Source organism: Micromonospora sp. SCSIO 07396 (assembly GCF_053667945.1).
Genome location: NZ_CM132210.1, coordinates 3,977,632 through 4,002,235, shown reverse-complemented (window position 1 = coordinate 4,002,235; position 24,604 = coordinate 3,977,632). Strand labels below are relative to the sequence as shown.

Genomic DNA, 24,604 nt, shown 5'->3' with positions numbered 1-24,604 from the left:
TCCTGTATAGCTTTTCTTAGAGAGCGTTTCGCATGTCTGTCGGTCGGGTGTGTTGAGGGTGCGGCGTTGTTGGCGGGTGGTGGTCCGCCTCGGGTGAGACGGGCGAGCATGCCGGCGATGGCGGCCCAGCGGATCATGGCCTCGGAGGTGGCGGGGTGGGTTTCGTAGTCGCGGGCCAGCCGGCGGTGGGCGGTGAGCCAGGCCAGGGTCCTCTCTACCACCCATCGACGGCGGTGCACGACGAATCCTTGCTGGTCGGCGGGTTTGCGGATGATCTCCAGGGTGGTGCGCAGGACGTCGCGGGCCCAGTCGACCAGACGGCCGGCGAACCCGGAGTCGGCGAACACATGCCGGATCGGAGTCGCCATATAGGTGGCGAGCAGGGCGCCCTTCGCGCCGTCGCGGTCCTGCCACGAGGCAGCCAGGACCCACACGGTGACCAGCAGACCGAGGGTGTCGGTGACGATGAACCGTTTGCGGCCGTTGACCTTCTTCCCACTGTCGTAGCCGCGGGTATCGGAGTGCACGGTGTCGGCGGCGCGCACGCTCTGGGAGTCGATGATCCCTGCGGTCGGCTGCGGCTGCCGGTCGTGGGCCAGGCGGACATCCTCCCGCAGTTCGGTGAGGATCCGCTCGGTCACACCCCGCCGGTTCCACCGCTGGAAGTGGGAGTACACCGTCTGCCAGGGCGGGAAGTCCACCGGCAGGTACCGCCACGCGCAGCCGGTACGCACCACGTACAGGATGCCGTCAACGATCGCCCGACGAGGATGCTTCTCCGGCCTGCCCATCCACTGCGGCGACGGCAGCATCGGCTCGACGAACGCCCACTCGGCATCGGTCAGGTCAGACGGGTACCGCCGCACTCGATCCATACCCGTCTACCGACCGGACCCAGTTCATCGATCGCACCCACTGTGCGACACGCCCGACCAGCACACATCCCAAACGCTCTCTAAGGTGAAGGAAGCGTCCGGTTACATCCCGTATATGGCTTCCTTGCGGTGCACATGCCCTGCGGCCGACGTGGTCCGCGGCCGAGTCGGTAGGGCGGCAGGCGCGGACGCGAAGCCGCCGCTAACGGCCGCCCGATGTGTCGGCCCCGCCTGAAACCTGGCCCGGCAGGGTCTCCAACTCGCTGCGCTATGACGACAGGCCGGGCCGCCTGTCGCCGGCCCGGCTCGCACAGCGTCGACGTCAGTCGTTGAGGACCTGGGAGAGGCGGTCGCGGAACTTCCGCTCCGAGTCGCTGACCTGGTCGCCGCCGATGCCGAGCAGCCCCCCGCTGGAGGCGGCCCCGACCACCTGGTCGGCGATCTCCACCAGCCAGTGCCGGTACGCCCCGGCCTCGCCCTCGTCCACCTTCGCGGCCAGCAGGGTGGCCGCCTGCCCGGCCCGGACCAGCACGTCGTCGATGAGCGCCTGCGGGTCGGCCGGCGAGATCACCGGCAGTTCCTCGCCGGCCTCCGGGTCGCCCACCCGGGAGACGATCTCCCCGGCGACGGCGGCGACGAGCGGGCTCGCCGACTCCCGGCCGGCGGCGATGGTCTCCAGCCCGGCCGCGTTCTCGGCGCGGGTGCGCCGGGCACCGTCCGACTCGGCGGCGCTGGCCGCGGTCAGGACCGACTGCGGCAGGCCGACCAGCAGCCCCCACTCCTCGTCGGAGAACCCGAACCCGGTGTACGCCGGCTGTTCGATCACGACTGAGCCCCTCTCGATCGTTGCACTGCGGGCACCGCCCCCGGCGGTCGCCCGGGTCAGGCTAGTCCAGCGTCAGCAGACCCTGTTCGGACACCACGCGTACGGAGAGCGTCTTGTAGCCCACCTCGTCGAAGAGCACCGTCATCCGGTCCTCCTCGTAGTTGAGCACCAGCCCGGGGCCCCACTCCGGGTGCCGCACCTGGCTGTGCACCGGGAACGGACCGACCGCGCCGTCGCTTGCGACGCTGGTGCCGGCGTGGCAGTTGTCGCAGTGCCCGCAGACCTGCGACATCTGCTCGCCGAAGTAAGCCAGCAGCACCTGCCCCCGGCACCCGGTGGTCTCGGCGAAGGCGCGCATCATGTCGGTACGCGAGCGGGTCACCGTCTGCTGCCGTTCGGCCTCGGCCAGGGCCGCCGCGCCCGCCTCCGCCGGGGTGGGGGAGTAGCGCGGCGCGCCGATCTTCTGCCCGGCCCGGGGTTCGGCCGCCCCGATCTGCTCCAGCAGGGCCAGGTACTGCCCGAGCTTGCGCGGCCCGAGGCCGGTCGCCTCGCGCAGCGCCTTCTTCGTCGTCGCCCGGCGGCGCAGCAGCGCGGCCAGGTCCCGCAGTTCGGTCTCGTCGGGCAGGCCGCCGGAGAAGTAGCGTTGCAGGCCGACGTCCTCGGCCCGCCACAGCAGCAGCACCCGGGCCGGCGCACCGTCGCGCCCGGCCCGGCCGATCTCCTGGAAGTAGCTGTCCGGCGAGTCGGGCAGCGCCATGTGCACCACCCAGGCGATGTTCGGCTTGTCGATGCCCATGCCGAACGCCGAGGTCGCCACCATGATCGGCACCTGGTCGGCGAGGAACGCCTCGTGCAGCCCGTGCCGGGCGGCGGTGGGCATCCCACCGTGGTAGTACTCCGCCGGGAACCCGGCGGTGGTCAGCCGCTCGGCCAGCTCCTCGGCGGCCCGGCGGGTCGGCACGTAGATGATGCCCGGCCGCTCGTCGTCGCGCAGCAGCGCGATCAGCCGCCGCCACCGGTAGTCGTCGGTGGGGCAGTAGGCGACCTCGACGAACAGGTTCGGCCGGTCCAGCCCGGAGACCACCACCTCAGGGTCGCGCAGCCGCAGCCGGGCGATGATGTCGTCGCGTACCGGTGGGGAGGCGGTGGCGGTCAGCGCCACCACCGGCGGACGGCCGAGACCGTCGATCAGGTGGCCCAGCGCCAGGTAGTCGGGGCGGAAGTCGTGCCCCCACGCCGAGATGCAGTGCGCCTCGTCGATCGCCACCAGCGCCGGTGCCAGCGACTTCACCTCGGCCATCCGGTCGGGGTTGCTCAGCGCCTCCGGGGTGATGAAGAGGAACTCCGCCCGCCCCTGCCGAACGTCGTCGATCGCCTGGGCCTGCTGGGCGGCGCTCTCGTCGGAGCTGATCCGCACGGCGCGCAGCTCGGGGCGCTGGCGTTCGTTGAGCGCGGCGATCTGGTCCTGCTGGAGGGCCAGCAGGGGCGAGATCACCACCGTCGGCCCGGGGATCAGGCTCGCCGGGATCTGGTAGATCGCCGACTTGCCGGCTCCGGTGGGGAGCACCACCAGGGCGTCGCGTCGTTTCATCACCGCACGCATGGCGGCGAGCTGGTTGGGCCGCAGCGCTTTCCAGCCGAACAGGCTGCGCGCCGCGCGGCGCAACGTCGTCGAGTGCATGGACAGCTTCATCGAGGGCCGGAGGTACCCGGGTGGACCGGTGGCGAAACCGCTCCCACCGGATCGGACACATCACGCACGCCGGCCGGTACGTCGCAGGTCAGGCGCGGTGACCGGGTGCGCACACGCGATCGACCACGGGTCACCGTCGGCGGGGGTGCGCCGGTGACCCGTGGTCGGGGCGGGCGGGTTCAGCGCAGGTGGGGGAGCACCTCGCGCTGGTAGAGGTCGAACAGTCCCTGCCAGTGCGGACCGGCGTTGCCCACGTAGACCTCGTCGAAGCCGGCCTTGGCGTACCTGTCGATCATCTCCAGGTGGGCGTCGGCGCTGTTGCCGCAGACGAAGCCCTGCCGCACCTGGTCCGGTGTGACCAGTTGGGCCGCCTGCTCGAAGTGCCTGGGGGAGGGCAGCACCTGGGACAGCTCGCCGGGCACCCCGGCGTTGGGCCACGTCTCGTACGCGATCCGCGCGCCCTCGTCCTCGGTGTCGGCGTACGCGGCCTTGAAGCCGGCCTGGCACGGCTTGTCGCCGCCGCCGTTGTCCCGGAACCGGCTGACCAGGTCGCCGTCGGGCATCATGCTGACGTAGCCGTCGCCGATCCGGGCGGCCAGGTCGACGGCCTTGGGGCCGAAGCCGGAGACGTACACCGGCGGGGGTGCGTCGGGCAGCGTGTAGACGCGGGCGTGCTCCACCGTGTAGTGCCGGCCGTGGTGGTTGACGAAGTCGCCCCGCCACAGTTCCCGCATCACCGCCACGGCCTCCTCCAGCATCTCCAGCCGGACGTCGGTCTGTGGCCAGGCGTCGCCGAGGATGTGCTCGTTGAGTGCCTCGCCGGTGCCGACGCCGAGGACGAACCGGCCGGCGTGCATGACCGCGCTGGTCGCCGCCGCCTGCGCCAGCACCGCCGGGTGGATGCGGACCGTCGGACAGGTCACCGCGGTGCTCACCGGCAGCGTGGTGACCTGGCTCAGCGCCCCGATGACGGACCAGACGAAGGGACTCTGCCCCTGGGCGTCCGTCCACGGGTGGTAGTGGTCGGAGATCCACAGTGCCTGGAAGCCGGCTCGTTCGGCGGCCCGGGCCTGCTCCAGCAGTTGCGCCGGGGTGAACTCCTCGCTGGACAGGAAATAGCCGATCCTCATCGTGCCCCCTCGCTGGGCGCGCCGCCGGGTGCGGCGTGACGTCCCGCTACCGGTACCCCGGCCGGTGCGGGATCAGTCGGTCGGCGGCGGTCGATCTCAGCGGCGGCCGAACATGGCCCGGATGGCGGCCAGCAGCAGCAACCCGCCGACCACCAGACCGAGCAGGCGTACGCCGGGGATGTCGGCAGGCGAGGTGGCGTCGGCGAGCGGCGGCAGGTCCATCCCCGCACTGTGGCACGTCGCCCCGACCGACGCCAGACAGTAACAGTAAGGTTTATTGACTATTACCTCGCCCGGTGTGACCATGACAGCACCGCGACGGCACCGGGCCGTCGACACGCGACGGGGGTACCGGGGCCGGATGAACGAGCGCAACCTGGCGGGTCTGGCCGCCACCGTCCTGCAACCCGGCTTCGTCGGCACCACCCCGCCCGACTGGGTCCGCCGGTGGCTGGCCGACGGGCTCGGCGCGGTGGTGCTGTTCGCCCGCAACGTCGTCGACCCGCACCAGGTGGCCGCGCTCACCGCCACGCTGCGCGCCGAACGCCCCGACGTGCTGGTGGCCATCGACGAGGAAGCCGGCGACGTCACCCGGATCGAGTCCGGCCGGGGCAGCTCCCGCCCCGGCAACCTCGCCCTCGGCGCGGTCGACGACCCGACGCTCACCGAGGACGTGGCCCGCGACCTCGGCGTCGAACTCGCCGACCTCGGCGTCACCCTCAACTACGCCCCGGACGCCGACGTCAACATCAACCCGGCCAACCCGGTGATCGGGGTGCGGTCCTTCGGCGCCGACCCACACCTGGTGGCCCGGCACACCGCCGCCTGGGTGCGCGGCCTGCAGTCCGCCGGCGTCGCCGCCTGCGCCAAGCACTTCCCCGGCCACGGCGACACCCGGGTCGACTCCCACCACGACCTGCCCCGGATCGCCGCCAGCCGGGCCCGCCTGGACGCCGGTGAGCTGGTCCCGTTCCGGGCCGCCGTCGCCGCCGGCGTGCAGGCGGTGATGACCGGGCACCTGCTGGTCCCCGCCCTCGACCCCGACCTGCCGGCCACCCTCAGCCCGCGCATCCTCGGCGACCTGCTCCGCGAGGAACTGGGCTTCTCCGGCGTGGTGGTCACCGACGCGGTGGAGATGCGCGCCGTCGCCGACCGGTACGGCTTCGCCGGCACCGCCGTACGTGCCCTCGCCGCCGGGGCCGACGCGATCTGCGTCGGCGGCGAACGCGCCGACGAGGCCACCGCCCGCTACCTGCGCGACGCGATCGTGGCCGCGGTGCTCGCCGGTGAGCTGCCCGAGGAACGCCTCGCCGAGGCCGCCAAGCGGGTCGGTCAGCTCGCCGAGTGGAGCACCGCCGCCCGCGCCGGGCGGCCCGATGCCGCCCCGCGCCCCGCCGACGGCTCGCCGGTCGGCCTGAACGCCGCCCGCCGGGCGGTACGGGTCAGCGGCGACGCGGTCGGCCGGCTGCCGCTGACCGCTGCCGCGCACGTGGTCGAGTTCGCCGCACCGCACAACATCGCGATCGGCGCGGAGACCCCGTGGGGCCTCGGGGCGCCCCTGGCCGACCTGCTGCCCGGCACCACCACCGTCCGGCTCGCCGAGGCCGACCTGCCCGCCGACCCGACCGCCGGGGCGGCCGGCCGGCCACTGGTGCTGGTCGTGCGGGACCTGCACCGGCACCCGTGGATGCGGGCCGCGGTCGACCGGGCGCTGGCCACCCGGCCGGACGCCGTCGTCGTCGAACTCGGCCTGCCCGAGCTGGTCACCGGCGGGCTGCACCTGGCCACCCACGGCGCGACCCGGGCCGCCACCCGCGCCGCCGCCGAACTGCTCACCGCAGGCCGCTGACCGACCCGCCCACGCGGCTCACCGGCCCGCCGGTTCCCCCTGTTCGGCCAGCCGGTCCAGTTCGGCCAGCAGCCGGTCCACCTCGTCGACGGTGTTGTAGTGGTAGACGCTCGCCCGCACGGCACCGCCGCTGTCGCGCAACCCGAGCGCCTGGAAGTACTCGTACGCGTAGTAGTCCCCACTGGACAGGCAGAGCCCGGCGGCGCCCAACGCGGCGGCCAGGGCGGCCGGCGTCCACCCGGCCACCCGGAACGACACGGTCGGGCAGCGCCGCACCCCGGCCGGCAGGACGGTGACCGCCGGCCGGGCGGCCAGGCCACCGACCAGCCGGGCGAACAGCGCCCCCTCGTACGCCTGCGCGGCGGCCAGCCCGGCGCGGACCCGGGCCCGCCGGTCCCCGGTGGCCGTCGGGTCCAGTCCGGCCAGGTGGTCGACGGCGGCGGCCACCCCGGCGAGCAGCGGGAAACTCGGCGTGCCGGCCTCGAACCGGTCGGGCACCGCGTCGGAGGAGGGGACCAGCTTGGCCGGACGCAACCGCGCCCACCGGGCCGGGTCCGCCACCATCGCGGCCAGGTGCGGCCCGGACCACTTATAGGCGCTGGTGACCAGGAAGTCGGCACCCGTGGCGGCCAGGTCGGTGGGGCCGTGCGGCACCGAGTGCACCCCGTCCACACAGACCAACGCACCGGCCGCGTGGGCCGTCGCGGCGATCGCCGCCACGTCCGGCATGGTGCCGGTGGCGTTGCTGCCGGCGGTCACCGCCACCAGCCGGGTCCGCGCGCCGACCAGGTCGGCGTACTGCCCGGCGGGCAGCTCACCGGTGGCCGGGTCGAACTCGGCCCAGCGTACGGTCGCCCCCGCCGCCCCGGCCGCCTGCACCCAGGGCCGCACGTTGGCGTCGTGGTCGAGCCGGGAGACCACCACCTCGTCCCCGGGGCCCCAGTCCGCGCCCAGCGTCCGGGCCAGGGTGTACGTCAGCGCTGTCGCGCTCGGCCCGAGCACCACCCCGTCCGGGGTGACGCCCAGCAGGTCGGCCACCGCCGTCCGGGCCCCCGTGACCAGTTCCAGTGACCGGCGGCCGGGCAGGAAGGCGGTGCTGCGGTTGCCCACCGCGATCCGCATCGCGTCGGCCACCGCGTCGATCACCGACCGGGGGGTCTGGGTGCCACCGGCACCGTCGAAGTGGGCGAAACCCTCGGCGAGCGCGGGGTACGCGTCCCGGGTGCGGGTGATGTCGAACGGCATGCCCGGACCCTAGCCCGCGCACCCGACCCGAAGATCCAGCCGGGTGCCGGGGTGGGCGGCGTCTCGTACCCTTGGTCGGGTGACGAAGCGAAGCGCCACCACCCCCACCCCCCTCCGGCGGACCGCCGGCCTGCTGGCCGGCCTGGCGCTCGGCGTGGCGGTGCTGGCCGGATGCAGCTCCGACGGCGCCGACACCGACTGCGGCCTGGACGCCTGCACGGTCACCTTCGACCGGGGCGTGGACGCCCGTGCCTCCATCCTCGGCGTCGAGGCGAAGCTGATCGGCGCGCAGGGCGACCAGGTGACCGTCGAGGTGGCCGGCGAGCAGCTCTCGCTCACCATCGGCCAGCAGGCCACCGAGGTGGGCGGTTTCGCGGTCACCCTGGACAGCGTCACCGACCAGCAGGTGCAGATCCGGGTGGCGCGCAACGCCGGCAGCTGACCTGCCCGGGAGCGCGGCACACCACGTTTGGGGATCTCCGCAAACGGAGATTGTGGCCCCATGTCACTCACCCGGAACGCCGAAGCCACCGCCGCCCGCACCGCGGACAGCCGCTGGCTGGAACTCCTCGCCCGGGCCGGTTTCATCGGCTACGGGATCGTCCACCTGCTCTTCGCCTGGGTCATCCTCCAGATCGCCTTCGCCGGCTCCGGCGAGGAGGGCAACCAGAACGGTGCCCTGCGCGCCCTGGGCGCCCAGCCGATGGGCAAGTTCCTGTTGATCGCGATCGCCGTCGGCCTGATCGCGATGGCCATCTGGCAGGCCCTGGAGGCGGCCGTCGGCCACCACGCCAAGCGCGGCAAGGAACGCCTCTTCGAGCGGATCGCCTCGGGCGTCCGTACCGTCGTCTTCCTCTGGCTCGCCTGGACCTCGATCAAGGTGGTCCAGGACGCCAGCTCCAACAGCGCCGACCAGCAGGAGCAGTTCAGCGAGAAGCTGATGGCCTCCAGCGGTGGCCGTGGGCTGGTCGGGCTCGCCGGTCTGGTGCTCGCCGCCGTCGGCATCGGCATGGTGATCTACGGCTACAAGAAGAAGTTCGAGCGGAACCTCAAGACCAACGAGATGAACGGCAAGACCCGGCAGACGGTCCGCCGGCTGGGCATGGCCGGTTACATCGCCCGGGGTGCGGTGTTCGCCGTCGCCGGTCTGCTGATCGTCGTCGCGGCGATCAACTACGACCCGGAGAAGGCGCGTGGCCTGGACGCCGCGCTGCGTACCCTGCGGGATCAGCCGTACGGGCCGTTCATCCTGGCGCTGATGGCGCTCGGCATCGCCGCGTTCGGGGTCTACTGCTTCTTCCAGTCCCGGTTCCGCAAGATCTGAGCCTGGTCGATACCGGAAACGCCGGGCACCATTGGGCCTTTGCCCGATAGCGATCAGCCCGGCCGGAGGGAGACAACCACGTGCAGGACTACCTCGAGACGATCGCCGCCGCGGCCACCGCGGCGGCGATCGCTCTGTTGCTCGTCGAGGTGGTACACCGGGTGATCAGGCGGCTGGGCCGCCGGTCGCACCTGATGACGGAGCTGACCACGCACGTGCACCGGCCGTTGCAGGTGGCCGGCACGGTGGTGGCCGTCCAGTTCGCGGTCCGCTGGACCACCGGCTACGCGGTGGGCACCGGGTGGCGGCAGGCCGTGCTGCACGTCCTGGTGCTGGGCGTGGTCGCCGCGGTGGCCTGGCTGGTCGCCTCGCTGCTGGTGGTGGCCGAGGACACCGCGCTGGCCCGGTTCCTCCGGGTCGACGTGCCCGACAACCGGCACGTCCGGCGGGTACGCACCCAGGTGGTGCTGCTGCGTCGGCTGACCATCGTGGTGATCGTGGTGCTCGCCGTCGGCGTGATGCTGATGACCTTCCCGGCGGTACGCGGCGTCGGCGCGGGCGTGCTCACCAGCGCCGGTGTGGTCGGCGTGGTCGCCGCGCTGGCCGCGCAGAGCCTGCTCGGCAACGTCATCGCCGGCCTCCAGCTCGCGTTCAGCGACGCCGTCCGCCTCGACGACGTGGTGGTGGTCGAGGGGGAGTGGGGCCGGATCGAGGAGTTGACGCTCAGCTACGTGGTGGTCCAGATCTGGGACGACCGGCGACTGATCCTGCCCACCTCGTACTTCACCAGCACCCCGTTCCAGAACTGGACCCGGACCGAGGCGGCGGTGCTCGGCACCGCCGAGTTCCACCTCGACTGGTCGGTGCCGGTGCAGTCGATGCGGGAGGAGCTACGCCGGTTGGTGGAGGGCACCGACCTGTGGGACGGCCGGGTCTGCGTGCTCCAGGTCACCGACGCCACCGGTGGCGCGATCAAGGTGCGTGCCCTGGTCAGCGCCGCCGACGCGGGCAGCCTGTGGGACCTGCGGTGCCTGGTGCGGGAGCACCTGGTCGGCTGGGTCCGGGACCACCGGCCGACCGCGCTGCCCCGGACCCGCGCCGAGGTGGGCGACGCCGCCGGCAGCCTGCCCTGGCAGTGGGTGCCGCCGCGCCGCCAGGTCAACCGCCGCGCCGAGGGGGAGCTGCCCGACGACGCGCGGGTCTTCGGTGGCAGCGACGACGGCGACGCCCGCAGTGAGGCGTTCGTCGGCCCGGACCAGGACGCCCGGGGCGAGGCCGTCACCGTCGGGGCCGACCCGGGGGCCGACGCCCGCCGCTGAGCCGTCCGCAGCCCGTACGGCCCCCGCGACCGCCGGTCGCGGGGGCCGTGTCGTACCCGCTTCGGCGTTTTGCCGGACGCCCCGGCCCGACCTGCGGTCAGATGTGGTTGGTCACCGTGCGCAGGATTGCAGGATTGACGGACGGCGGCTCCGGGCATACAGCGCGGTGATGACGAAAGGAGGACAGCATGGCTGACGTCGCGAACCACCGCACGTCCCGGACCGGGAGCGAGCCGTCCACCGCCGAACTGGTGCAGCGGGCCACCGAGCAGGTCTCCCGACTGGTCCGGGACGAGCTGGCCCTGGCCCGGGCGGAACTGACCCAGAAGGGCAAACACGCCGGGATCGGGATCGGCCTGTTCGGCGGCGGTGGAGCGCTGGCCCTGTACGGGCTCGGCGCACTGGTCACCGCCGTGATCCTGCTGCTGGCCCTGGTGCTGCCCGCGTGGGCGGCGGCGCTGATCGTGGCGGTGGTGCTCTTCCTCGTCGCCGGGGTGCTCGCCCTGGTGGGGAAGAAGCAGGTCAGCCACGCGGTCCCCCCGATGCCGGAGGCGACGGTCCGCAGCGTCCGTGCGGACGTGGACACGGTCGCCGCCGCGGTGAAGGACAGGGGACGGGCATGACCGGCACGACGGGCAGCAACGGCAACGGCAACGGCACGGGCGACACCGAGGCGCTGCGCGAGGAGATCCGGCGCACCCGGGTGGAACTGGGCGAGACCATGGAACTGCTGGCCGCCAAGGCCGACGTCAAGGCCCGGCTGAAGGACTCGGCGGAACAGGCGCGCGAGCGGGTACGCGAGCAGGCCGCGTCGACCGTGGCCCGGGTACGGGAGCAGGCGGCGCAGAGCGTCGACCGGGCCCGGACCCAGGCGTACGACAGGTCGGTGGCGGTGCGGCGCGATCCGGTGCCGTGGGCGACGATAGCGGCAGGTGCGGTGGCCGCCGTGGTGGTGTTGTTGATCGTTCGGGGGAGGCGCAGGTGAGCAAGGGCATCGGCAGGACCGCGTACAAGCCGGTCGGGGTGGTGCTGGGACTGGCGGCCGGCGCGCTGGCCGGGGCGATCTTCCGGCAGGTGTGGAAGGCGACCGCCGGGGACGGCGAGGCACCCAACCCCACCGACGAGGACCGCCGCTGGGGCGAGATCCTCGCGGCGGCGGCGTTGCAGGGGGCGATCTTCTCGGTCGTCCGCGCGGCGGTGGACCGGGGTGGCGCGGTCGGCGTCCGGCGGCTGACCGGGCGCTGGCCCGACTGACCAGCCGCGACCGGCCGTACCCCTGGTGACCAGCCGCGACGGCTGTCCTACCGGATGGTGATGACGACCTGTGGCCCCTCGTGCGCATCGACGGACGGGGGGCCTTTCGCCCGGGTCGGACGACCCGGCCAGCGTGCGTCGGGCATCCGTCAGGTCACATGTCGGAGAATTTCGTCGATTAGGCTGTGCAAGGTTTTTGGGTACGTGGTTTGCTGATCCCCGCTGTTGCGAGACGGTGTCGGCACGGAGCGTTCTCCCGCTGTGGGGGCCCGCCCGGGTCGTCGCCGCCCGCATACGGCCAATCGGCCGCACAGCGTGCTCGGCCGCCGGTTTTAGAAGGAGATACACATGGCGCAGGGAACCGTGAAGTGGTTCAACGCTGACAAGGGCTTCGGCTTCATCACCGTCGACGGCGGGGGTGCTGACGTGTTCGTCCACTTCTCGGCCATCCAGACCAGCGGCTACCGCACGCTGGAGGAGAACCAGCGGGTGGAGTTCGAGATCGCCCAGGGTCAGAAGGGTCCGCAGGCCGAGCAGGTCCGCCCCCTCTGAGCGAAGCCGGTCGGCATCCGCCGGCCCGGGTGGTCCGGCCAGCCGGATCGACGAGAAGCCCCGTGTCCCCTCAGGACGCGGGGCTTTCCGCATCGGTCGGTCCCGCTCCCCGCCGGGCCGCAGCCCGGCAGGGCATCAGGGCAGCCGGCGGGCCCGCAGGCCGCGCCAGAGCAGCACCAGGCCGGCCAGCATCAGCAGCGGCCCGACGACGGCCCACAACCGCTCGTCGCTCATCAGGCTGCCGTCGACGTACCCGAGGCCCTGGACCGTCCAGACGGCGCCCACCACCACGGCCAACAGGCCCAGGGTGAGCGTGAGCCATCCCCTCACCGGTCCCCCCTCCGCAGGCCGGTCGATCCGACCCGGTCACCAGGATGCCGGCCGGACCGCGCCGAGGCGACGACCCGGCCGGCGTGGCTCACCACCGGTCGTGCACCCGGGGCCGGACCAGCTCGTCGTAGACCGACCGGACGGTGTCCAGTTCGGCCCCGGTGAGCGCGGGTGAGCCGGCCGCGGCGGCGTTGCCCCGGGCCTGCTCCGGGTTGCGCGCGCCGGGGATGACCACCGTCACCCCGGGCTGGTCGATGACCCAGCGCAGGGCGAACTGGGCCATCGTGCGCCCGTCGCCGACCAGCGGGGCGAGCCGGCGCACCACGGTCAGGCCGAGGTCGAAGTCGACGCCGGAGAAGGTCTCGCCGACGTCGAAGCTCTCCCCGTGCCGGTTGTAGGTGCGGTGGTCGTCGGCGGCGAAGGTGGTGTGCTCGTCGTAGCGGCCGGAGAGCAGGCCGCTGGCCAGCGGCACCCGGGCGATGATCCCGACGCCGGCCGCGGCGGCGGCCGGCAGCACCTCGTCGAGCGGCTTGAGCCGGACCGCGTTCAGGATGATCTGCACGCTGGCCACCCCCGGCCGGGCGATCGCGGTGAGCGCCTGGTCGCAGGTCTCGACGCTGACGCCGTACCCGGCGATCCGCTTCTCGGCGACGAGGGTGTCGAGGCCGTCGAAGACCCGGTCGTCGGCGAAGACCTCGGTGGGCGGGCAGTGCAGCTGCACCAGGTCGAGGGTGTCCACGTCGAGGTTGGCCCGGGACCGGTCGGTCCAGGCCCGGAAGTTGTCCAGGGTGTACGCCTGCGGCGTCTGCGGCACCCGGCGGCCCATCTTGGTGGCGACGGTGAGCCCGTGTCCGGGGTTGTCCCGCAGGAACCGCCCGATCAGCTGCTCGCTGCGGCCGTCGCCGTAGACGTCGGCGGTGTCGAGGAAGGTGACGCCGGACTCCACGGCGGCGGCGAGGACGGCCAGGGCGTCGCTCTCGCTGACCTGTCCCCAGTCCGCGCCGAGCTGCCAGGCCCCGAGGCCGACCACACCCACCTGCCGGCCGAGCCGGTCGAAGCTGCGCTGTTCCATGCCGTCGAGCCTAGTGACCTGCTTGCCGGGGCGCAGCGCCGGCCGTACCTTGTAACAAAACGTACGTACGGTTTGGGGGTTGGTCATGTGGGATCCGGGCACGTACCTGCGCTACGACGACGAACGGTCCCGCCCGTTCCACGACCTGCTGGCCCGGGTCGACGCCGACCGGCCGCGCGCGGTGGTCGACCTCGGCTGCGGTCCGGGCACCCTGACCGCGACCCTCGCCCGCCGCTGGCCGCACGCCCGGATCACCGGCCTCGACTCGTCCCCCGAGATGATCGACCGGGCCCGGACCCTCGACACCGCCGTCGACTTCACCGTCGGCGACGTCACCGACTGGCGTCCCGCCCCCGACGTGGACGTGCTGGTCGCCAACGCGGTGCTCCAGTGGGTGCCCGACCACCAGGCCCTGCTGCGCCGCTGGGCGCACGCGCTGCCGCCCGGCGGCTGGCTGGCGTTCCAGGTGCCCGGCAACTTCGCCGGCCCCTCGCACCGGGCGCTGCGCGAGGTCGCCGAAGACCCCCGCTGGGCGGCCACCGTCCGGCCGCTGCTGCGCGAGGACCCCGTCGACGACCCGGTCGGGTACGCCACCGCGCTGACCGCCGCGGGCTGCGCGGTCGACGCCTGGGAGACCACCTACCTGCACCGGCTGCCCGCCCCCACCGACGCCGAACACCCCGTGCTGACCTGGCTGGACGGCACCGCCCTGCGCCCCGTGCGGGCGGTCCTGGACGACACCGCCCTCGCCGGGTTCCGCGCCGCGCTGGAGAACCTGTTGGCCCACGCGTACCCGGTACGGCAGGGTCAGGTGTACTTCCCGTTCCGTCGGATCTTCGTGGTCGCCCGTACGGGCGACCGGCACAAGGAGCAGCAGTGACCGACCTGTCCGCCTTCATCGCCGAACTGCCCAAGGTGGAGCTGCACGTGCACCACGTGGGCTCCGCATCCCCCCGGATCGTCGCCGAACTGGCCGCCCGGCACGAGGGACGCAGCCCCGTACCCGCGGACCCGGACGCGCTCGCCGACTACTTCGCGTTCCGCGACTTCGCCCACTTCGTCGAGATCTACCTCAGCGTCGTCGACCTGATCCGCGACCCCGACGACGTCTGGCTGCTCACCCACGAGGTGGCCCGGGAACTGGCCCGTCAGCAGGTCCGCTACGCCGAGCTGACCGTCACCCCCTACTCGCACGTCCGCCGGGGCATCCCCGCACCGGCGTTCTGCGAGGCCATCGAGGACGCCCGCCGCCGCGCCGAGGCCGACTTCGGCATCGCGCTGCGCTGGTGCTTCGACATCCCCGGCGAGGCCGGCCTGCCGGCCGCCGAGCAGACCCTGCGGATCAGCCTCGACGAACGCCCCGACGGGCTGGTCGCCTTCGGGCTCGGCGGCCCCGAGATCGGGGTGCCCCGACCACAGTTCAAGCCGTACTTCGACCAGGCGCGGGCGGCCGGGCTGCACTCCGTCCCGCACGCCGGGGAGACCACCGGCCCGCAGACCATCTGGGACGCCCTGCGCGAACTGGGCGCCGAGCGGATCGGCCACGGCATCTCCGCCGCGCACGACCCGGAACTGCTCGCCCACCTGGCCGAGCGGCGCATCCCGCTGGAGGTCTGCCCGACGTCCAACGTGCGGACCCGGGCCGTCGCCCGGATCGAGGAGCACCCGCTGCGGCAACTGGTCGACGCGGGCGTCCGGGTCACCATCAACTCCGACGACCCGCCGATGTTCGGCACCACCCTCAACGACGAGTACGCCGTCGCCGCCCGACTGCTCGACGCCGGACCCGAGGGGCTCGCGGCGCTGGCCCGGGAAGCGGTGTCCGCGTCGTTCCTCGATGCGGCCGGGCAGGCCCGGATCATCGCCGAGATCGACGCCTTCGTGGCGACCCGCTGAACCGTCACGGGTGACCGGGAGGATTGGTGTACACGCGGCGGGAGCTGGTGTGGGGGACCGTGCCCCCGCCGCGCGTACCGATCCACCGGCCGGTGGTGTCAGGGGCGACAGGCCGGTGGAACTGATGGGTTCGGGTGCGATCCTGTCAGCCCGCCGGCCCCGGGTGGCCGTCGTTAATCCGGATCTAAGGAAACCTTGCGCCACAGCACAGGCAGCGCCGGTTGCTCAGCCGTCGGTGGGACGCTGCCGGGGCCAGCGGCGGCCCCCGCCCTTCTGCTCCCGGGCCTCCCGCGCCATCCGGCCCACCAGACCGAACCGGTTGACCTGCCGGGGCGTGGCCTGCGGATCGGCCAGCAGCATCACCACGCTCGCCCCGCCCAGCCGGGCCCGGTCGAGGCTGACCGAGCCGTTGGCCTGCAACGCCACCCGCCGCGCGATGTCCAGCCCCAACCCGGTCGAGCCCTGGTCGCTGGCCCCGCGCCGCAACGCCCGGTCCGGGTTCGCGATGCCCGGCCCGGCGTCGTCGATCCGGATCGCCACGTACCCGTCCCGGCGGGAGACGGCCACCTCGAACGCGGTGCCCTGCGGGGTGTAGCGGAAGACGTTGCCGATCACCGCGTCCAGGGCGGCGGCCAGCTCGGCCCGGGGCACCGGCACCGGAATCCGCAACTGCGCGCCGCTGACCCGGTGCGGGCGGTTCTGGTCGCCGGCCAGCGCCGCCCAGAACACCATCCGGTCCCGGACCACCTCGCTGACGTCGCACTCGGCCGGCCCGGCCTCGTGCGCCACCGCTTTACGGGTCGTCTTGATCAGCACGTCGATCTCGCCCTCCAGGGTGACGATCGCCTGCCGGATGCGCCGGATCGTCCGCCGCCGGTCCAGCTCCGCCGGGCTGAACGAGCCGACGCTGGTGTCGTCGGAGTCCAACCCCTCGGCGTCGAGCCGCAGCACCGTCAACGGGGTACGCAGCCGGTGTGACAGGTCCGCCACCAACTCCCGTTCGTCGGTACGGGCGGCGGCCATCCGGTCGGCCATCCGGTTGAACGCGTACCCCGCCTCGGCCAGCTCGCGCGGGCCGCTCGGCTCGACCCGTACCCCCAGGTCACCGTCACCCACGGCGAGCGCGGCGCGGACCAGGGCCCGGGTGGCGTCGACAGCCCGCGCGGCGACCCGGTCCACCACGACCACCGCCGCGCCGACCAACGCCACGGCCACCCCGGTGAGCAGCAGCCAGGTGCCGCCGGCCCCCTCGTCGAGGACGGCGTCGGGCACGAAGACCTCGACCACGGCGACCCGGCCGTCGAGCACCACCGGATCGAGCCGCAGCAGCCCACCGTCGACCTCGACCACCCGGGACTGTTCCCCGGCCCGCGCCCGCGCCAGGTCGTCGGCCGACACCCGGCCGGCCGGCTGCTTCCCGGCCAGGCCGTGCACCACCGGCCGGGTCGCCGGGTCGTCCCCGGTCGCCTCGACCGCGCGGCGGACCGCCGCCGGCTCGGTGCTCACGGCGAGCGCGCCGGTGACCAGCGCCCCGCGGCGCGCCGCGTCGGCCAGCGCCTCCTCGCGCACCTCCTCGCGCAGGGTCAACCCGAGCGGTACGAGGAACGCCGACGCGACGAGCGTGCACATGCCGGCCGTCAACGCGGCCAGCGCCGGCCTCAGTCGGGGGCCACCAGCCGGAACCCCACCCCCCGCACGGTGCGCAGGTAGCGCGGCTTCGCCGCGGACTCGCCCATCTTTCGACGCAGCCAGTACAGGTGCACGTCGATGGTCTGGTCCTCGCCGACCGACGGTTGGCGCCATACCTCCTCCAAGAGTTCCCGCCGGGACACCACCCGGCCGGGCCGCGCCGCCAGATACGCCAGCAGGTCGAATTCCTTACGGGTGAGCGCCAGCGGCTCCCCGTCGAGCACCGCGCTGCGCTCGCCCACGTCCACCCGCAGGCCGCTGACGGTGTGCACGGCCGGCGCGACGGTACGGCTGGCCCGGCCGACCCGGCGCAGCACGGTGGTGATCCGGGCGTCCAGGTGGGCGCCGGTGAACGGCTTGACCATGTAGTCGTCCGCGCCGGCCCGCAGCAGCCGGACCACCGACTGCTCGTCGTCGCGGGCGGTGGCGATGATGATCGGCACGTCGGTGATGCCACGCAGCATCCGCAGCGCGTCCGACCCGTCGAGATCGGGCAGGCCCAGGTCGAGCACGACCAGATCGGGTGTCTCAGCGGCGACCCGGCGCAGCGCGTCCAGGGCTGTGCCGACCGCGTGCACCGCATGCCCCCGTTCGCTGAGCGAGCGCAGCATCGCGCCGCGGACGACGTGGTCGTCTTCGACCAGGAGCACGGTGGCCACGTCAGCACCGTACTGCCCGTGGCAAGTCGGCCGCGTTGCGGCACATCCGCGAACCGGGCAAAATGGTACGACGATGCCGTTCACCCTCTTTCCCGACGCCCGGTTGGCGTTGGCCCGCGACAGCCTCGCCGGGCTGTCCGTCGGCGACGCCCTCGGTTCGCAGTTCTTCGTCCCGGGCCGGCGACCCGACGACCTCGCGGCCGGCCGGTTGCCCCCGCCGCCCTGGCAGTGGACCGACGACACCGAGATGGCCTGCTCGGTGCTGGCCGAGCTGGCCGCCCACGGCGACGTCGACGCCGACCGGTTGGCGCTGGCCTTCGCCAACCGGGCCGAGCCCTACCGGGGCTACGGGCCGGGTGCGGTGGGCATCCTGCGGCTGATCCGTACCGGCACCCCGTGGCCGGTGGCCGCCGCGTCGGCCTTCGACGGTCAGGGCTCCTGCGGCAACGGCGCGGCGATGCGGGTCGCCCCGCTCGGCGTCTGGTACGCCGACTCGACCACCCGCGCGGCGTCCCGGGCCCGGGTCAGCGCCGAGGTCACCCACGCCCACCCGGAGGGGATCGCCGGTGCGGTCGCGGTGGCCGTCGCCGCCTCCCTCGCCGTCCGCACCCGGCTGGACGGGGAGCCCCGCCCCGACGTGAACCGGCTGCTCACCACCGTCGCCGGGGCGGTCGACCCGGCCAGCACGGTGCACCGGGGGATACGCCGGGCGATCGGCCTGCTCGGTCGCGGCCTCGACGAGGCCGTCGCGGTGCTGGGCAACGGGGCCAGGGTGACCGCCCAGGACACAGTCCCCTTCACCCTCTGGGTGGTCGCCACCCACCTGACCGACTACCCGGCCGCCATCCGCGCCTGCGTCGAGGCGGGCGGCGACGTCGACACCACCGCCGCGATCGTCGGCGGGATCGTCGGCGGCCACACCGGGGTCGGCACGCCCGGCGGGGTGCCCGCCGACTGGGTGGCCGCCCGGGAGGCGCTGCCGGACTGGCTGAACTGACTGCCGGTGCGGCCGGGTCAGCCCGTACGTGGTGGGCTGTCGGCCCGGCGGCAGTGCAGGTGGCTGCCGACCCGACGGTGCGGCCGGCCGGGGTGGCGACGGTCGGCGCTCAGCGTGCCGCCACCCGCTCGGGGTCGCTGGCGGCGGGTTCACCCGGGGTCTGCCCGTCGAGACGCCAGCCCCGGGCGGCCGGGACGGAGCCGGTGTCCGACGTCGCCTCGTCGTCCCCGTCGGGCTCCGCGTCGGCGGCGGCCCGACGGCGGGAGCGGCTCGCCACCCAGCCGATCACCGCGCCGCCGCCCAACCCGACCACCAGGCCACCGCCGAGCAGCAGGTCCGCACTGGGACCGCCGTCGTCGTCGCCGGCCGGTGCGGTCTCGGCGTCCGGGGCCGCCTGGGCGTCCGTCCCGTCGGCCGGGCCGCCGTGGTGCCCGGTGGCGGCACCGGGAGCCGGCGGCACCAGCGCCAGCGTCGGGGCGGGATGCCCACCCCCGGCCGGATCGGCCCAGCGCACCACCGTCCCGTCGGAGTACGTCTGCACCACCTCGAAGGTCATCCGGTCGGTCTGCGGCAGCGGGCCCATGGCCACCGACAGCCGGGCCGGACCCGCCACCGCCGGCCCGGCGCCCCGGGTCCAGACCACCGCCGAGGTCACCGTGCTCACCGAGGGGGCGTGGATCCCGGCCACCGGCGCGGCCAGCTCACGGGAGGTGATCAGGGGCGCCCAGCCGTCCACCGACAGCGGGTACACCTCGCCGATCGGGGCGTCCGGCGGCAGCCTGAACTCGATCTTCTCGGTGCGCGCGCCGGGCCGCTGCTCGGGCACCACGAACGTCAGCTCCACCGCGTCGCCCTGCACCGCCTGGCTCGGGCTGGCCGACAGCCCGTCCGCCAGCGCCACGCCCGGGGCACCGAACACCCCGGCCGCCACCGCCGCCAGCACCAGCACGCCCCGACGTCGCCGGACGCCGCCACGGGTCGTCGTCATCTTCCGCCCCCATCCGTCTCGCCGTGGCCGACACCGGCTCCGGCCACACCTGGTAGTTCGGACGGCGAGCCGAAAAGGTTCAACGCCGGTGCGGGTCGACAGCGGGACCGGGCTTCCTTTCCCGGCGACCGGGGGTGACGGCGGGACCGATAGCATCGAAGCAGCCGGCGCGTCCGGCCCATCCGTGCCGCCTGCCGTTGAGGAGTTCACCGTGTCCGCACCCCGTACCCCCGTCGTGGCCGACCCCGTCGTCGTGGCCGCCGGGACGACGGCGGCCGACGCGGTGGCCGCGGCCGGGCTGCCCGCCGCCGGCCCGAAGGCGGTCGTGGTGGTCCGCGACCCGCAGGGCCAGCTCCGCGACCTGGACTGGACCCCCGCCGAGGACACCACCGTCGAACCGGTCGGCCTCGACTCGCCGGACGGGCTCAACGTGCTGCGGCACTCCACCGCGCACGTGCTCGCCCAGGCCGTGCAGGACGTCTTCCCCGAGGCCAAGCTGGGCATCGGCCCGCCGATCGAGAACGGCTTCTACTACGACTTCGCCGTCGACAAGCCGTTCCAGCCCGATGACCTGGCCAAGCTGGAAAAGCGGATGCAGGAGATCGTCAAGTCCGGCCAGCGGTTCCGCCGTCGCCGCTTCGGCAGCCTGGACGAGGCGAAGGCCGAACTGGCCGCCGAGCCGTTCAAACTCGAACTGATCGACGTCAAGGGCGAGGGGCTGGACACCAGCGAGGTGATGGAGGTGGGCGGCGGCGAGCTGACCATCTACGACAACCTCGCCGCCAGCGAGGACAAGGTCTGCTGGTCGGACCTGTGCCGGGGCCCGCACCTGCCGAACACCAGGCTGATCGGCGCGTTCAAGCTGATGCGTTCGGCCGCCGCCTACTGGCGGGGCAGCGAGAAGAACCCGCAGCTCCAGCGGGTGTACGGCACCGCCTGGCCGACCCGCGACGAGCTGAAGGCGTACCTGAAGCTGCTGGAGGAGGCCGCCCGGCGCGACCACCGCAAGCTCGGGGTCGACCTCGACCTGTTCAGCTTCCCCGACGAACTGGGCTCCGGCCTGGCGGTGTTCCACCCCAAGGGCGGCATCATCCGCCGGGAGATGGAGAACTACTCGCGGGTCAAGCACGAGGAGGCCGGCTACTCGTTCGTCAACACCCCGCACATCACCAAGGGCCACCTGTACGAGGTCTCCGGTCACCTCGACTGGTACGCCGACGGGATGTTCCCCCCCATGGAGGTGGAGGGGGCGAACTACTACCTCAAGCCGATGAACTGCCCGATGCACGACCTGATCTTCCGGTCCCGGGGCCGCTCCTACCGGGAACTGCCGCTGCGGATGTTCGAGTTCGGCACGGTCTACCGGTACGAGAAGTCGGGTGTGGTGCACGGCCTGACCCGGGTCCGGGGCATGACCCAGGACGACGCGCACATCTTCTGCACCGAGGAGCAGATGGCAGGCGAGCTGAAATCGCTGCTCGCCTTCGTCCTGGAGCTGCTGCGCGACTACGGCCTGGACGACTTCTACCTGGAACTGTCCACCCGTAACCCGGACAAGTCGGTCGGCACCGACGAGAACTGGGAGCGGGCCACCGAGGCGCTGAGCTCGGCCGCCGAGGAATCCGGCCTGCACCTGGTGCCCGACCCGGGCGGCGCGGCGTTCTACGGGCCGAAGATCTCCGTCCAGGCCAGGGACGCCATCGGCCGGACCTGGCAGATGTCCACCATCCAGGTCGACTTCAACCTGCCCGAGCGGTTCGGCCTGGAGTACCAGGCGGCCGACGGCAGCCGGCAGCGGCCGGTGATGATCCACCGGGCGCTGTTCGGGTCGATCGAGCGGTTCTTCGGGGTGCTCACCGAGCACTACGCCGGGGCGTTCCCGGCCTGGCTGGCCCCAGTGCAGGTGGTCGGCATCCCGATCCGCGAGGACCACACCGACTACCTGCACGGCTTCGTCGCGGCGCTGCGCGCCAAGGGCATCCGGGCCCAGGTCGACGCCGGTGACGACCGGATGCAGAAGAAGATCCGCACCGCCCAGCAGCAGAAGATCCCGTTCATGGTGATCGCCGGGGACGACGACGTGGCCGCCGGCACCGTCTCGTTCCGCTACCGCGACGGTTCCCAGCGCAACGGGGTACCGGTCGCCGAGGCGGTCGACCACGTGCTCGACGTGGTCTCCTCGCGGGCTAACGCCGGCCCGTCCGCAGGTAGCTGACCCCGGCCCGCCACCGGCCGCGTACCCGCGACCGGTGGCGGTCGGCGCGGGAGATCGTAGGATCGGCGTGTGACTGGGGCGGAGCGGCACCTCGACGGCGACACGGACCACGGCCCGGCGGACGACGGCCTGGCGGACGGACTCGACCGGCTCTGGACCCCGCACCGGATGACGTACATCTCCGGGGAGGACCGCCCCGAGGGAGGCTACGAGAAGCCCGCCGGCTGTCCGTTCTGCCTGGCCCCCGGCCTGCCGCCGGAACGCAGCCTGGTGGTGGCCCGCGGCACGCACGTCTTCGCGGTGCTCAACCTCTATCCGTACAACCCGGGGCACCTGCTGGTCTGCCCCTACCGGCACGTGGCCGACTACACCGCCCTCGACCAGGCCGAGACGGTGGAGCTGGCGGCGTTCACCCAGACCGCGATGCGGGTGGTCCGGCAGGTCAGCAGCGCACACGGGTTCAACCTGGGGATGAACCAGGGCGGGGTGGCCGGCGCCGGCATCGCCGCCCACCTGCACCAGCACGTGGTGCCCCGATGGGGCGGGGACATCAACTTCATGCCGGTGATCGGCCGCACGAAGGTGCTGCCGCAACTGCTCTCCGAGACCCGCGAGCTACTCGCCCGCGCCTGGCCGTCCTGACCGCCCCGCCACCTGGAGGACACGACGATGGCGCTGCTGCACCGGGCGGAGATCAGCCCGAGCAAGCTCGAACTCCTGGCCGGCTGGCTGCCCGGCCGGCCGTGGTACGCGGGCCCGGCCGCTGGCGAGCCGGTCCGGGTGGCCGCCTACCGCTTCGACGACCCGGCCGGCGAGGTGGGCATCGAGACGATACTCGTCCGGATCGGTGACTCGCCCGTCTACCAGGTTCCGCTGACCTACCGGGGCGCGCCGCTGGCCGACGCCGAGCGGTGGCTGGTCGGAACCACGCGGCACTCGGTGCTCGGCCCCCGCTGGGTCTACGACGCCTGCGGCGACCCGGTCTACGCCGCCGCCCTGGCCACCGCGATCGGGACCGGCGTCGGCCAGGCCGAGGAGTACTTCGAGACCGACGCGGGACGCGAGCCCCGCCCACCGTCCATGACGGTCGCCGGCACCGGCCGCGCCGTGCTCCCCGTCGTCGGCGCGGTGCGCCAGGTACACGACGGCGACCCGACCGTGATCGGTGCCGACACCGTCGACCTGGCCGTCGCCCGCCGGCTCTCCGGCGTCGGCCCGTCCGGCGTCGGCCCGTCCGGGGCCGGCCTTACCGGCGGTGGCCCGTCCGACGTCGGCATTCCCGGGGCCGGCCTGTCCGGGGGTGGCCTTTCCGGCGTCGGCCTGTCCGGGGGTGGCCTTTCCGGCGTCGGTCTGCCCGGGGCCGGCCTTTCCGGCGTCGGCCTGTCCGGTGGGGGGTCGGAGGGTGGCACGCTGACCGGGTCCTGGCCGGGCCAGTCGACGCCGTTGCCGCTGGCCCGGGTCCTGCCCCGCTGACCGTGGCCCGGGGGCGGTGCGTCCGCCGGGGTGTCGCATGTGGTCGATCGGGCACACTGGGTCAGGTTCGCCCGCCGTACCGCCCGGAAGGTGACACGATGCGTCAATGGCAGTGACGACACGGGTGTTGGGTCGCAGCGGCATCGAGGTCAGCGCCCTCGGCATGGGGTGCTGGGCGATCGGTGGCCCCTGGGCCGAAGGGTCTCAGCCGCTGGGCTGGGGTGCGGTCGACGACGAGGAGTCGGTGCGGGCCGTCCGCCGCGCGCTCGACCTCGGTGTGACCCTCTTCGACACCGCCGACACGTACGGCGCCGGGCACGGCGAACGGGTCCTCGGGCGGGCGCTGGCCGGCCGCCGGGACGAGGCGGTGATCGCCACCAAATGGGGGTACACCTTCGACGAACGGTCCCGGCAGGCCACCGGGGAGGACGCTTCCCCGGCGTACCTGCGGCGGGCGGTCGTCGCCTCGCTGCGCCGGCTGGACACCGACCGGATCGACCTCTACCAACTGCACCTGGGCGACCTGTCGCTGCCCCGGGTGGAGGCACTGGTCGGCACCTGCGAGGACCTGGTCGCCGAGGGCCTCGTCCGGGCGTACGGCTGGAGCACCGACCGAGCCGACCGGGCCGCCGGCTTCGCCCAGGTCGCTCCGCACGCCACCGCGATCCAGCACAGCCTGTCGGTGCTGCGCGACGCCCCGGTGATGCTGGCCACCTGCGACAAACACGACCTGGCCAGCGTCAACCGGGGGCCGCTCGGGATGGGGCTGCTCACCGGCAAGTACACGACCACCTCCACGCTGCCCCGTGACGACGTGCGGGGGGTGGCCCCCGGCTGGCTGGAGTGGTTCCGGGGCGGCCGGCCCGCGCCGGAGTGGCTGCGCCGGGTCACCGCCGTACGCGGCGCGCTCACCGCCGACGGTCGCACCCTGGTCCAGGGGGCGCTGGGCTGGATCTGGGCGCGCAGCGGCCGGGCGGTGCCGATCCCCGGCTGCCGTACCGTCGCCCAGGTGGAGGAGAACGCCGCCACGCTGCGCCTCGGCCCGCTCACCCCCGACCACTTCGCCGAGGTGGAACGTCAACTCGCCGCCCTGCGGACAGCCGCGCTGCGCGACGCCGACCGCCCGCACTGGCCGCTACCCCCCATCCCCGCCGCCCGCCCCTAACCCCGCCCCGCCCCCCACTCCTGTCGATCATGGAGTTGTGGGCCTCCACACAA

General features: G+C 73.6%; 25 protein-coding genes and 1 pseudogene. 15 read left to right on the top strand and 11 right to left on the bottom strand.

What is annotated here, in order from left to right; translation table 11 throughout:
- Positions 1-20 precede the first annotated feature (20 nt).
- From ACWCHM_RS17220 to ACWCHM_RS17200, 5 genes and pseudogenes are all read right to left on the bottom strand, one after another.
- Positions 21-903: pseudogene (locus tag ACWCHM_RS17220) on the bottom strand (IS5 family transposase); the annotation flags it as partial.
- 294 nt (positions 904-1,197) lie between these two features.
- Positions 1,198-1,701, bottom strand: a complete 504-nt coding sequence (locus tag ACWCHM_RS17215; RefSeq protein WP_282266572.1) for a hypothetical protein — start codon at positions 1,699-1,701, stop codon at positions 1,198-1,200.
- Between the two features lie 61 nt (positions 1,702-1,762).
- Positions 1,763-3,394: a RecQ family ATP-dependent DNA helicase gene (locus tag ACWCHM_RS17210; protein ID WP_204961313.1), complete on the bottom strand. Its 1,632-nt coding sequence runs from the start codon at positions 3,392-3,394 to the stop codon at positions 1,763-1,765.
- A 179-nt stretch (positions 3,395-3,573) separates the two neighbouring features.
- Positions 3,574-4,524, bottom strand: a complete 951-nt coding sequence (locus ACWCHM_RS17205) for a TIGR03557 family F420-dependent LLM class oxidoreductase (protein ID WP_204961314.1) — start codon at positions 4,522-4,524, stop codon at positions 3,574-3,576.
- Between the two features lie 96 nt (positions 4,525-4,620).
- The gene (locus tag ACWCHM_RS17200; protein ID WP_255470159.1) at positions 4,621-4,746 is read right to left on the bottom strand and encodes a hypothetical protein; all 126 of its coding nucleotides are present in this window, start codon (positions 4,744-4,746) and stop codon (positions 4,621-4,623) included.
- Between the two features lie 139 nt (positions 4,747-4,885).
- Here ACWCHM_RS17200 and ACWCHM_RS17195 point away from each other — a divergent pair, with 139 nt between their 5' ends.
- Complete coding sequence (locus ACWCHM_RS17195) at positions 4,886-6,373, top strand: glycoside hydrolase family 3 protein (RefSeq protein ID WP_281898990.1); 1,488 nt, start codon at positions 4,886-4,888, stop codon at positions 6,371-6,373.
- Positions 6,374-6,391: 18 nt separating this feature from the next.
- On the opposite strand, the gene ACWCHM_RS17190 is transcribed toward ACWCHM_RS17195, so the two are convergent.
- Positions 6,392-7,618, bottom strand: a complete 1,227-nt coding sequence (locus ACWCHM_RS17190; protein WP_281898988.1) for a cysteine desulfurase-like protein — start codon at positions 7,616-7,618, stop codon at positions 6,392-6,394.
- 79 nt (positions 7,619-7,697) lie between these two features.
- On the opposite strand from ACWCHM_RS17190, the gene ACWCHM_RS17185 reads away from it, so the two are divergent.
- The 7 genes from ACWCHM_RS17185 to ACWCHM_RS17155 all read left to right on the top strand — a co-directional run bounded on the left by ACWCHM_RS17185 (position 7,698) and on the right by ACWCHM_RS17155 (position 12,067).
- Complete coding sequence (locus ACWCHM_RS17185) at positions 7,698-8,060, top strand: hypothetical protein (RefSeq protein WP_204961317.1); 363 nt, start codon at positions 7,698-7,700, stop codon at positions 8,058-8,060.
- Positions 8,061-8,120: 60 nt separating this feature from the next.
- Complete coding sequence (locus ACWCHM_RS17180) at positions 8,121-8,942, top strand: DUF1206 domain-containing protein (protein ID WP_204961318.1); 822 nt, start codon at positions 8,121-8,123, stop codon at positions 8,940-8,942.
- A gap of 80 nt (positions 8,943-9,022) precedes the next feature.
- Positions 9,023-10,261 (top strand): mechanosensitive ion channel family protein, encoded by a 1,239-nt coding sequence (locus tag ACWCHM_RS17175; RefSeq protein WP_204961319.1) that lies wholly within the window; start codon positions 9,023-9,025, stop codon positions 10,259-10,261.
- 188 nt (positions 10,262-10,449) lie between these two features.
- Positions 10,450-10,884 carry a phage holin family protein gene (locus tag ACWCHM_RS17170; protein ID WP_145918853.1) on the top strand — a complete coding sequence of 145 codons (435 nt, stop codon included), beginning with the start codon at positions 10,450-10,452 and terminating at the stop codon, positions 10,882-10,884.
- The gene (locus ACWCHM_RS17165) at positions 10,881-11,246 is read left to right on the top strand and encodes a DUF3618 domain-containing protein (protein WP_281898983.1); all 366 of its coding nucleotides are present in this window, start codon (positions 10,881-10,883) and stop codon (positions 11,244-11,246) included. Before ACWCHM_RS17170 ends, ACWCHM_RS17165 begins: the two co-directional genes overlap by 4 nt.
- Positions 11,243-11,515, top strand: coding sequence for a DUF4235 domain-containing protein (locus tag ACWCHM_RS17160; RefSeq protein ID WP_281898981.1), 273 nt, complete (start codon positions 11,243-11,245; stop codon positions 11,513-11,515). Before ACWCHM_RS17165 ends, ACWCHM_RS17160 begins: the two co-directional genes overlap by 4 nt.
- 348 nt (positions 11,516-11,863) lie before the next feature.
- Positions 11,864-12,067: a cold-shock protein gene (locus ACWCHM_RS17155; protein WP_011905669.1), complete on the top strand. Its 204-nt coding sequence runs from the start codon at positions 11,864-11,866 to the stop codon at positions 12,065-12,067.
- 135 nt (positions 12,068-12,202) lie between these two features.
- Here the strand turns inward: ACWCHM_RS17155 and ACWCHM_RS17150 are convergent, their stop codons facing one another.
- Positions 12,203-12,397 carry a hypothetical protein gene (locus ACWCHM_RS17150; protein WP_281898976.1) on the bottom strand — a complete coding sequence of 65 codons (195 nt, stop codon included), beginning with the start codon at positions 12,395-12,397 and terminating at the stop codon, positions 12,203-12,205.
- 88 nt (positions 12,398-12,485) lie between these two features.
- A complete protein-coding gene (locus ACWCHM_RS17145; protein WP_281898974.1) occupies positions 12,486-13,469 on the bottom strand; it encodes an aldo/keto reductase in 984 nt (327 codons plus the stop codon).
- Positions 13,470-13,554: 85 nt separating this feature from the next.
- On the opposite strand from ACWCHM_RS17145, the gene ACWCHM_RS17140 reads away from it, so the two are divergent.
- On the top strand, positions 13,555-14,349 hold the full coding sequence (locus ACWCHM_RS17140) for a trans-aconitate 2-methyltransferase (RefSeq protein WP_454223097.1): 795 nt from the start codon (positions 13,555-13,557) through the stop codon (positions 14,347-14,349).
- Entirely contained in the window at positions 14,346-15,365 is a 1,020-nt protein-coding gene (locus tag ACWCHM_RS17135) for an adenosine deaminase (RefSeq protein WP_454219017.1), read from the top strand. The genes ACWCHM_RS17140 and ACWCHM_RS17135 overlap by 4 nt, the downstream gene beginning before the upstream one ends.
- A 225-nt stretch (positions 15,366-15,590) precedes the next feature.
- Here ACWCHM_RS17135 and ACWCHM_RS17130 read toward each other — a convergent pair whose 3' ends face one another.
- Entirely contained in the window at positions 15,591-16,994 is a 1,404-nt protein-coding gene (locus ACWCHM_RS17130) for a HAMP domain-containing sensor histidine kinase (RefSeq protein ID WP_204961324.1), read from the bottom strand.
- A gap of 29 nt (positions 16,995-17,023) precedes the next feature.
- Positions 17,024-17,713 (bottom strand): response regulator transcription factor, encoded by a 690-nt coding sequence (locus tag ACWCHM_RS17125; RefSeq protein WP_204961325.1) that lies wholly within the window; start codon positions 17,711-17,713, stop codon positions 17,024-17,026.
- A 73-nt stretch (positions 17,714-17,786) separates the two neighbouring features.
- Here ACWCHM_RS17125 and ACWCHM_RS17120 point away from each other — a divergent pair, with 73 nt between their 5' ends.
- Complete coding sequence (locus tag ACWCHM_RS17120) at positions 17,787-18,710, top strand: ADP-ribosylglycohydrolase family protein (RefSeq protein ID WP_454219016.1); 924 nt, start codon at positions 17,787-17,789, stop codon at positions 18,708-18,710.
- 109 nt (positions 18,711-18,819) lie between these two features.
- On the opposite strand, the gene ACWCHM_RS17115 is transcribed toward ACWCHM_RS17120, so the two are convergent.
- The gene (locus ACWCHM_RS17115) at positions 18,820-19,698 is read right to left on the bottom strand and encodes a DUF1775 domain-containing protein (RefSeq protein ID WP_454219015.1); all 879 of its coding nucleotides are present in this window, start codon (positions 19,696-19,698) and stop codon (positions 18,820-18,822) included.
- Between the two features lie 211 nt (positions 19,699-19,909).
- On the opposite strand from ACWCHM_RS17115, the gene thrS reads away from it, so the two are divergent.
- The 4 genes from thrS (at position 19,910) to ACWCHM_RS17095 (ending at position 24,551) form a co-directional block, all read left to right on the top strand.
- Positions 19,910-21,913, top strand: a complete 2,004-nt coding sequence (gene thrS, locus ACWCHM_RS17110; protein WP_454219014.1) for a threonine--tRNA ligase — start codon at positions 19,910-19,912, stop codon at positions 21,911-21,913.
- Between the two features lie 69 nt (positions 21,914-21,982).
- Entirely contained in the window at positions 21,983-22,555 is a 573-nt protein-coding gene (locus tag ACWCHM_RS17105; RefSeq protein ID WP_454219013.1) for an HIT family protein, read from the top strand.
- Between the two features lie 27 nt (positions 22,556-22,582).
- On the top strand, positions 22,583-23,386 hold the full coding sequence (locus ACWCHM_RS17100) for a CG0192-related protein (protein ID WP_454219012.1): 804 nt from the start codon (positions 22,583-22,585) through the stop codon (positions 23,384-23,386).
- Between the two features lie 106 nt (positions 23,387-23,492).
- A complete protein-coding gene (locus ACWCHM_RS17095) occupies positions 23,493-24,551 on the top strand; it encodes an aldo/keto reductase (protein WP_421488857.1) in 1,059 nt (352 codons plus the stop codon).
- Positions 24,552-24,604 lie beyond the last annotated feature (53 nt).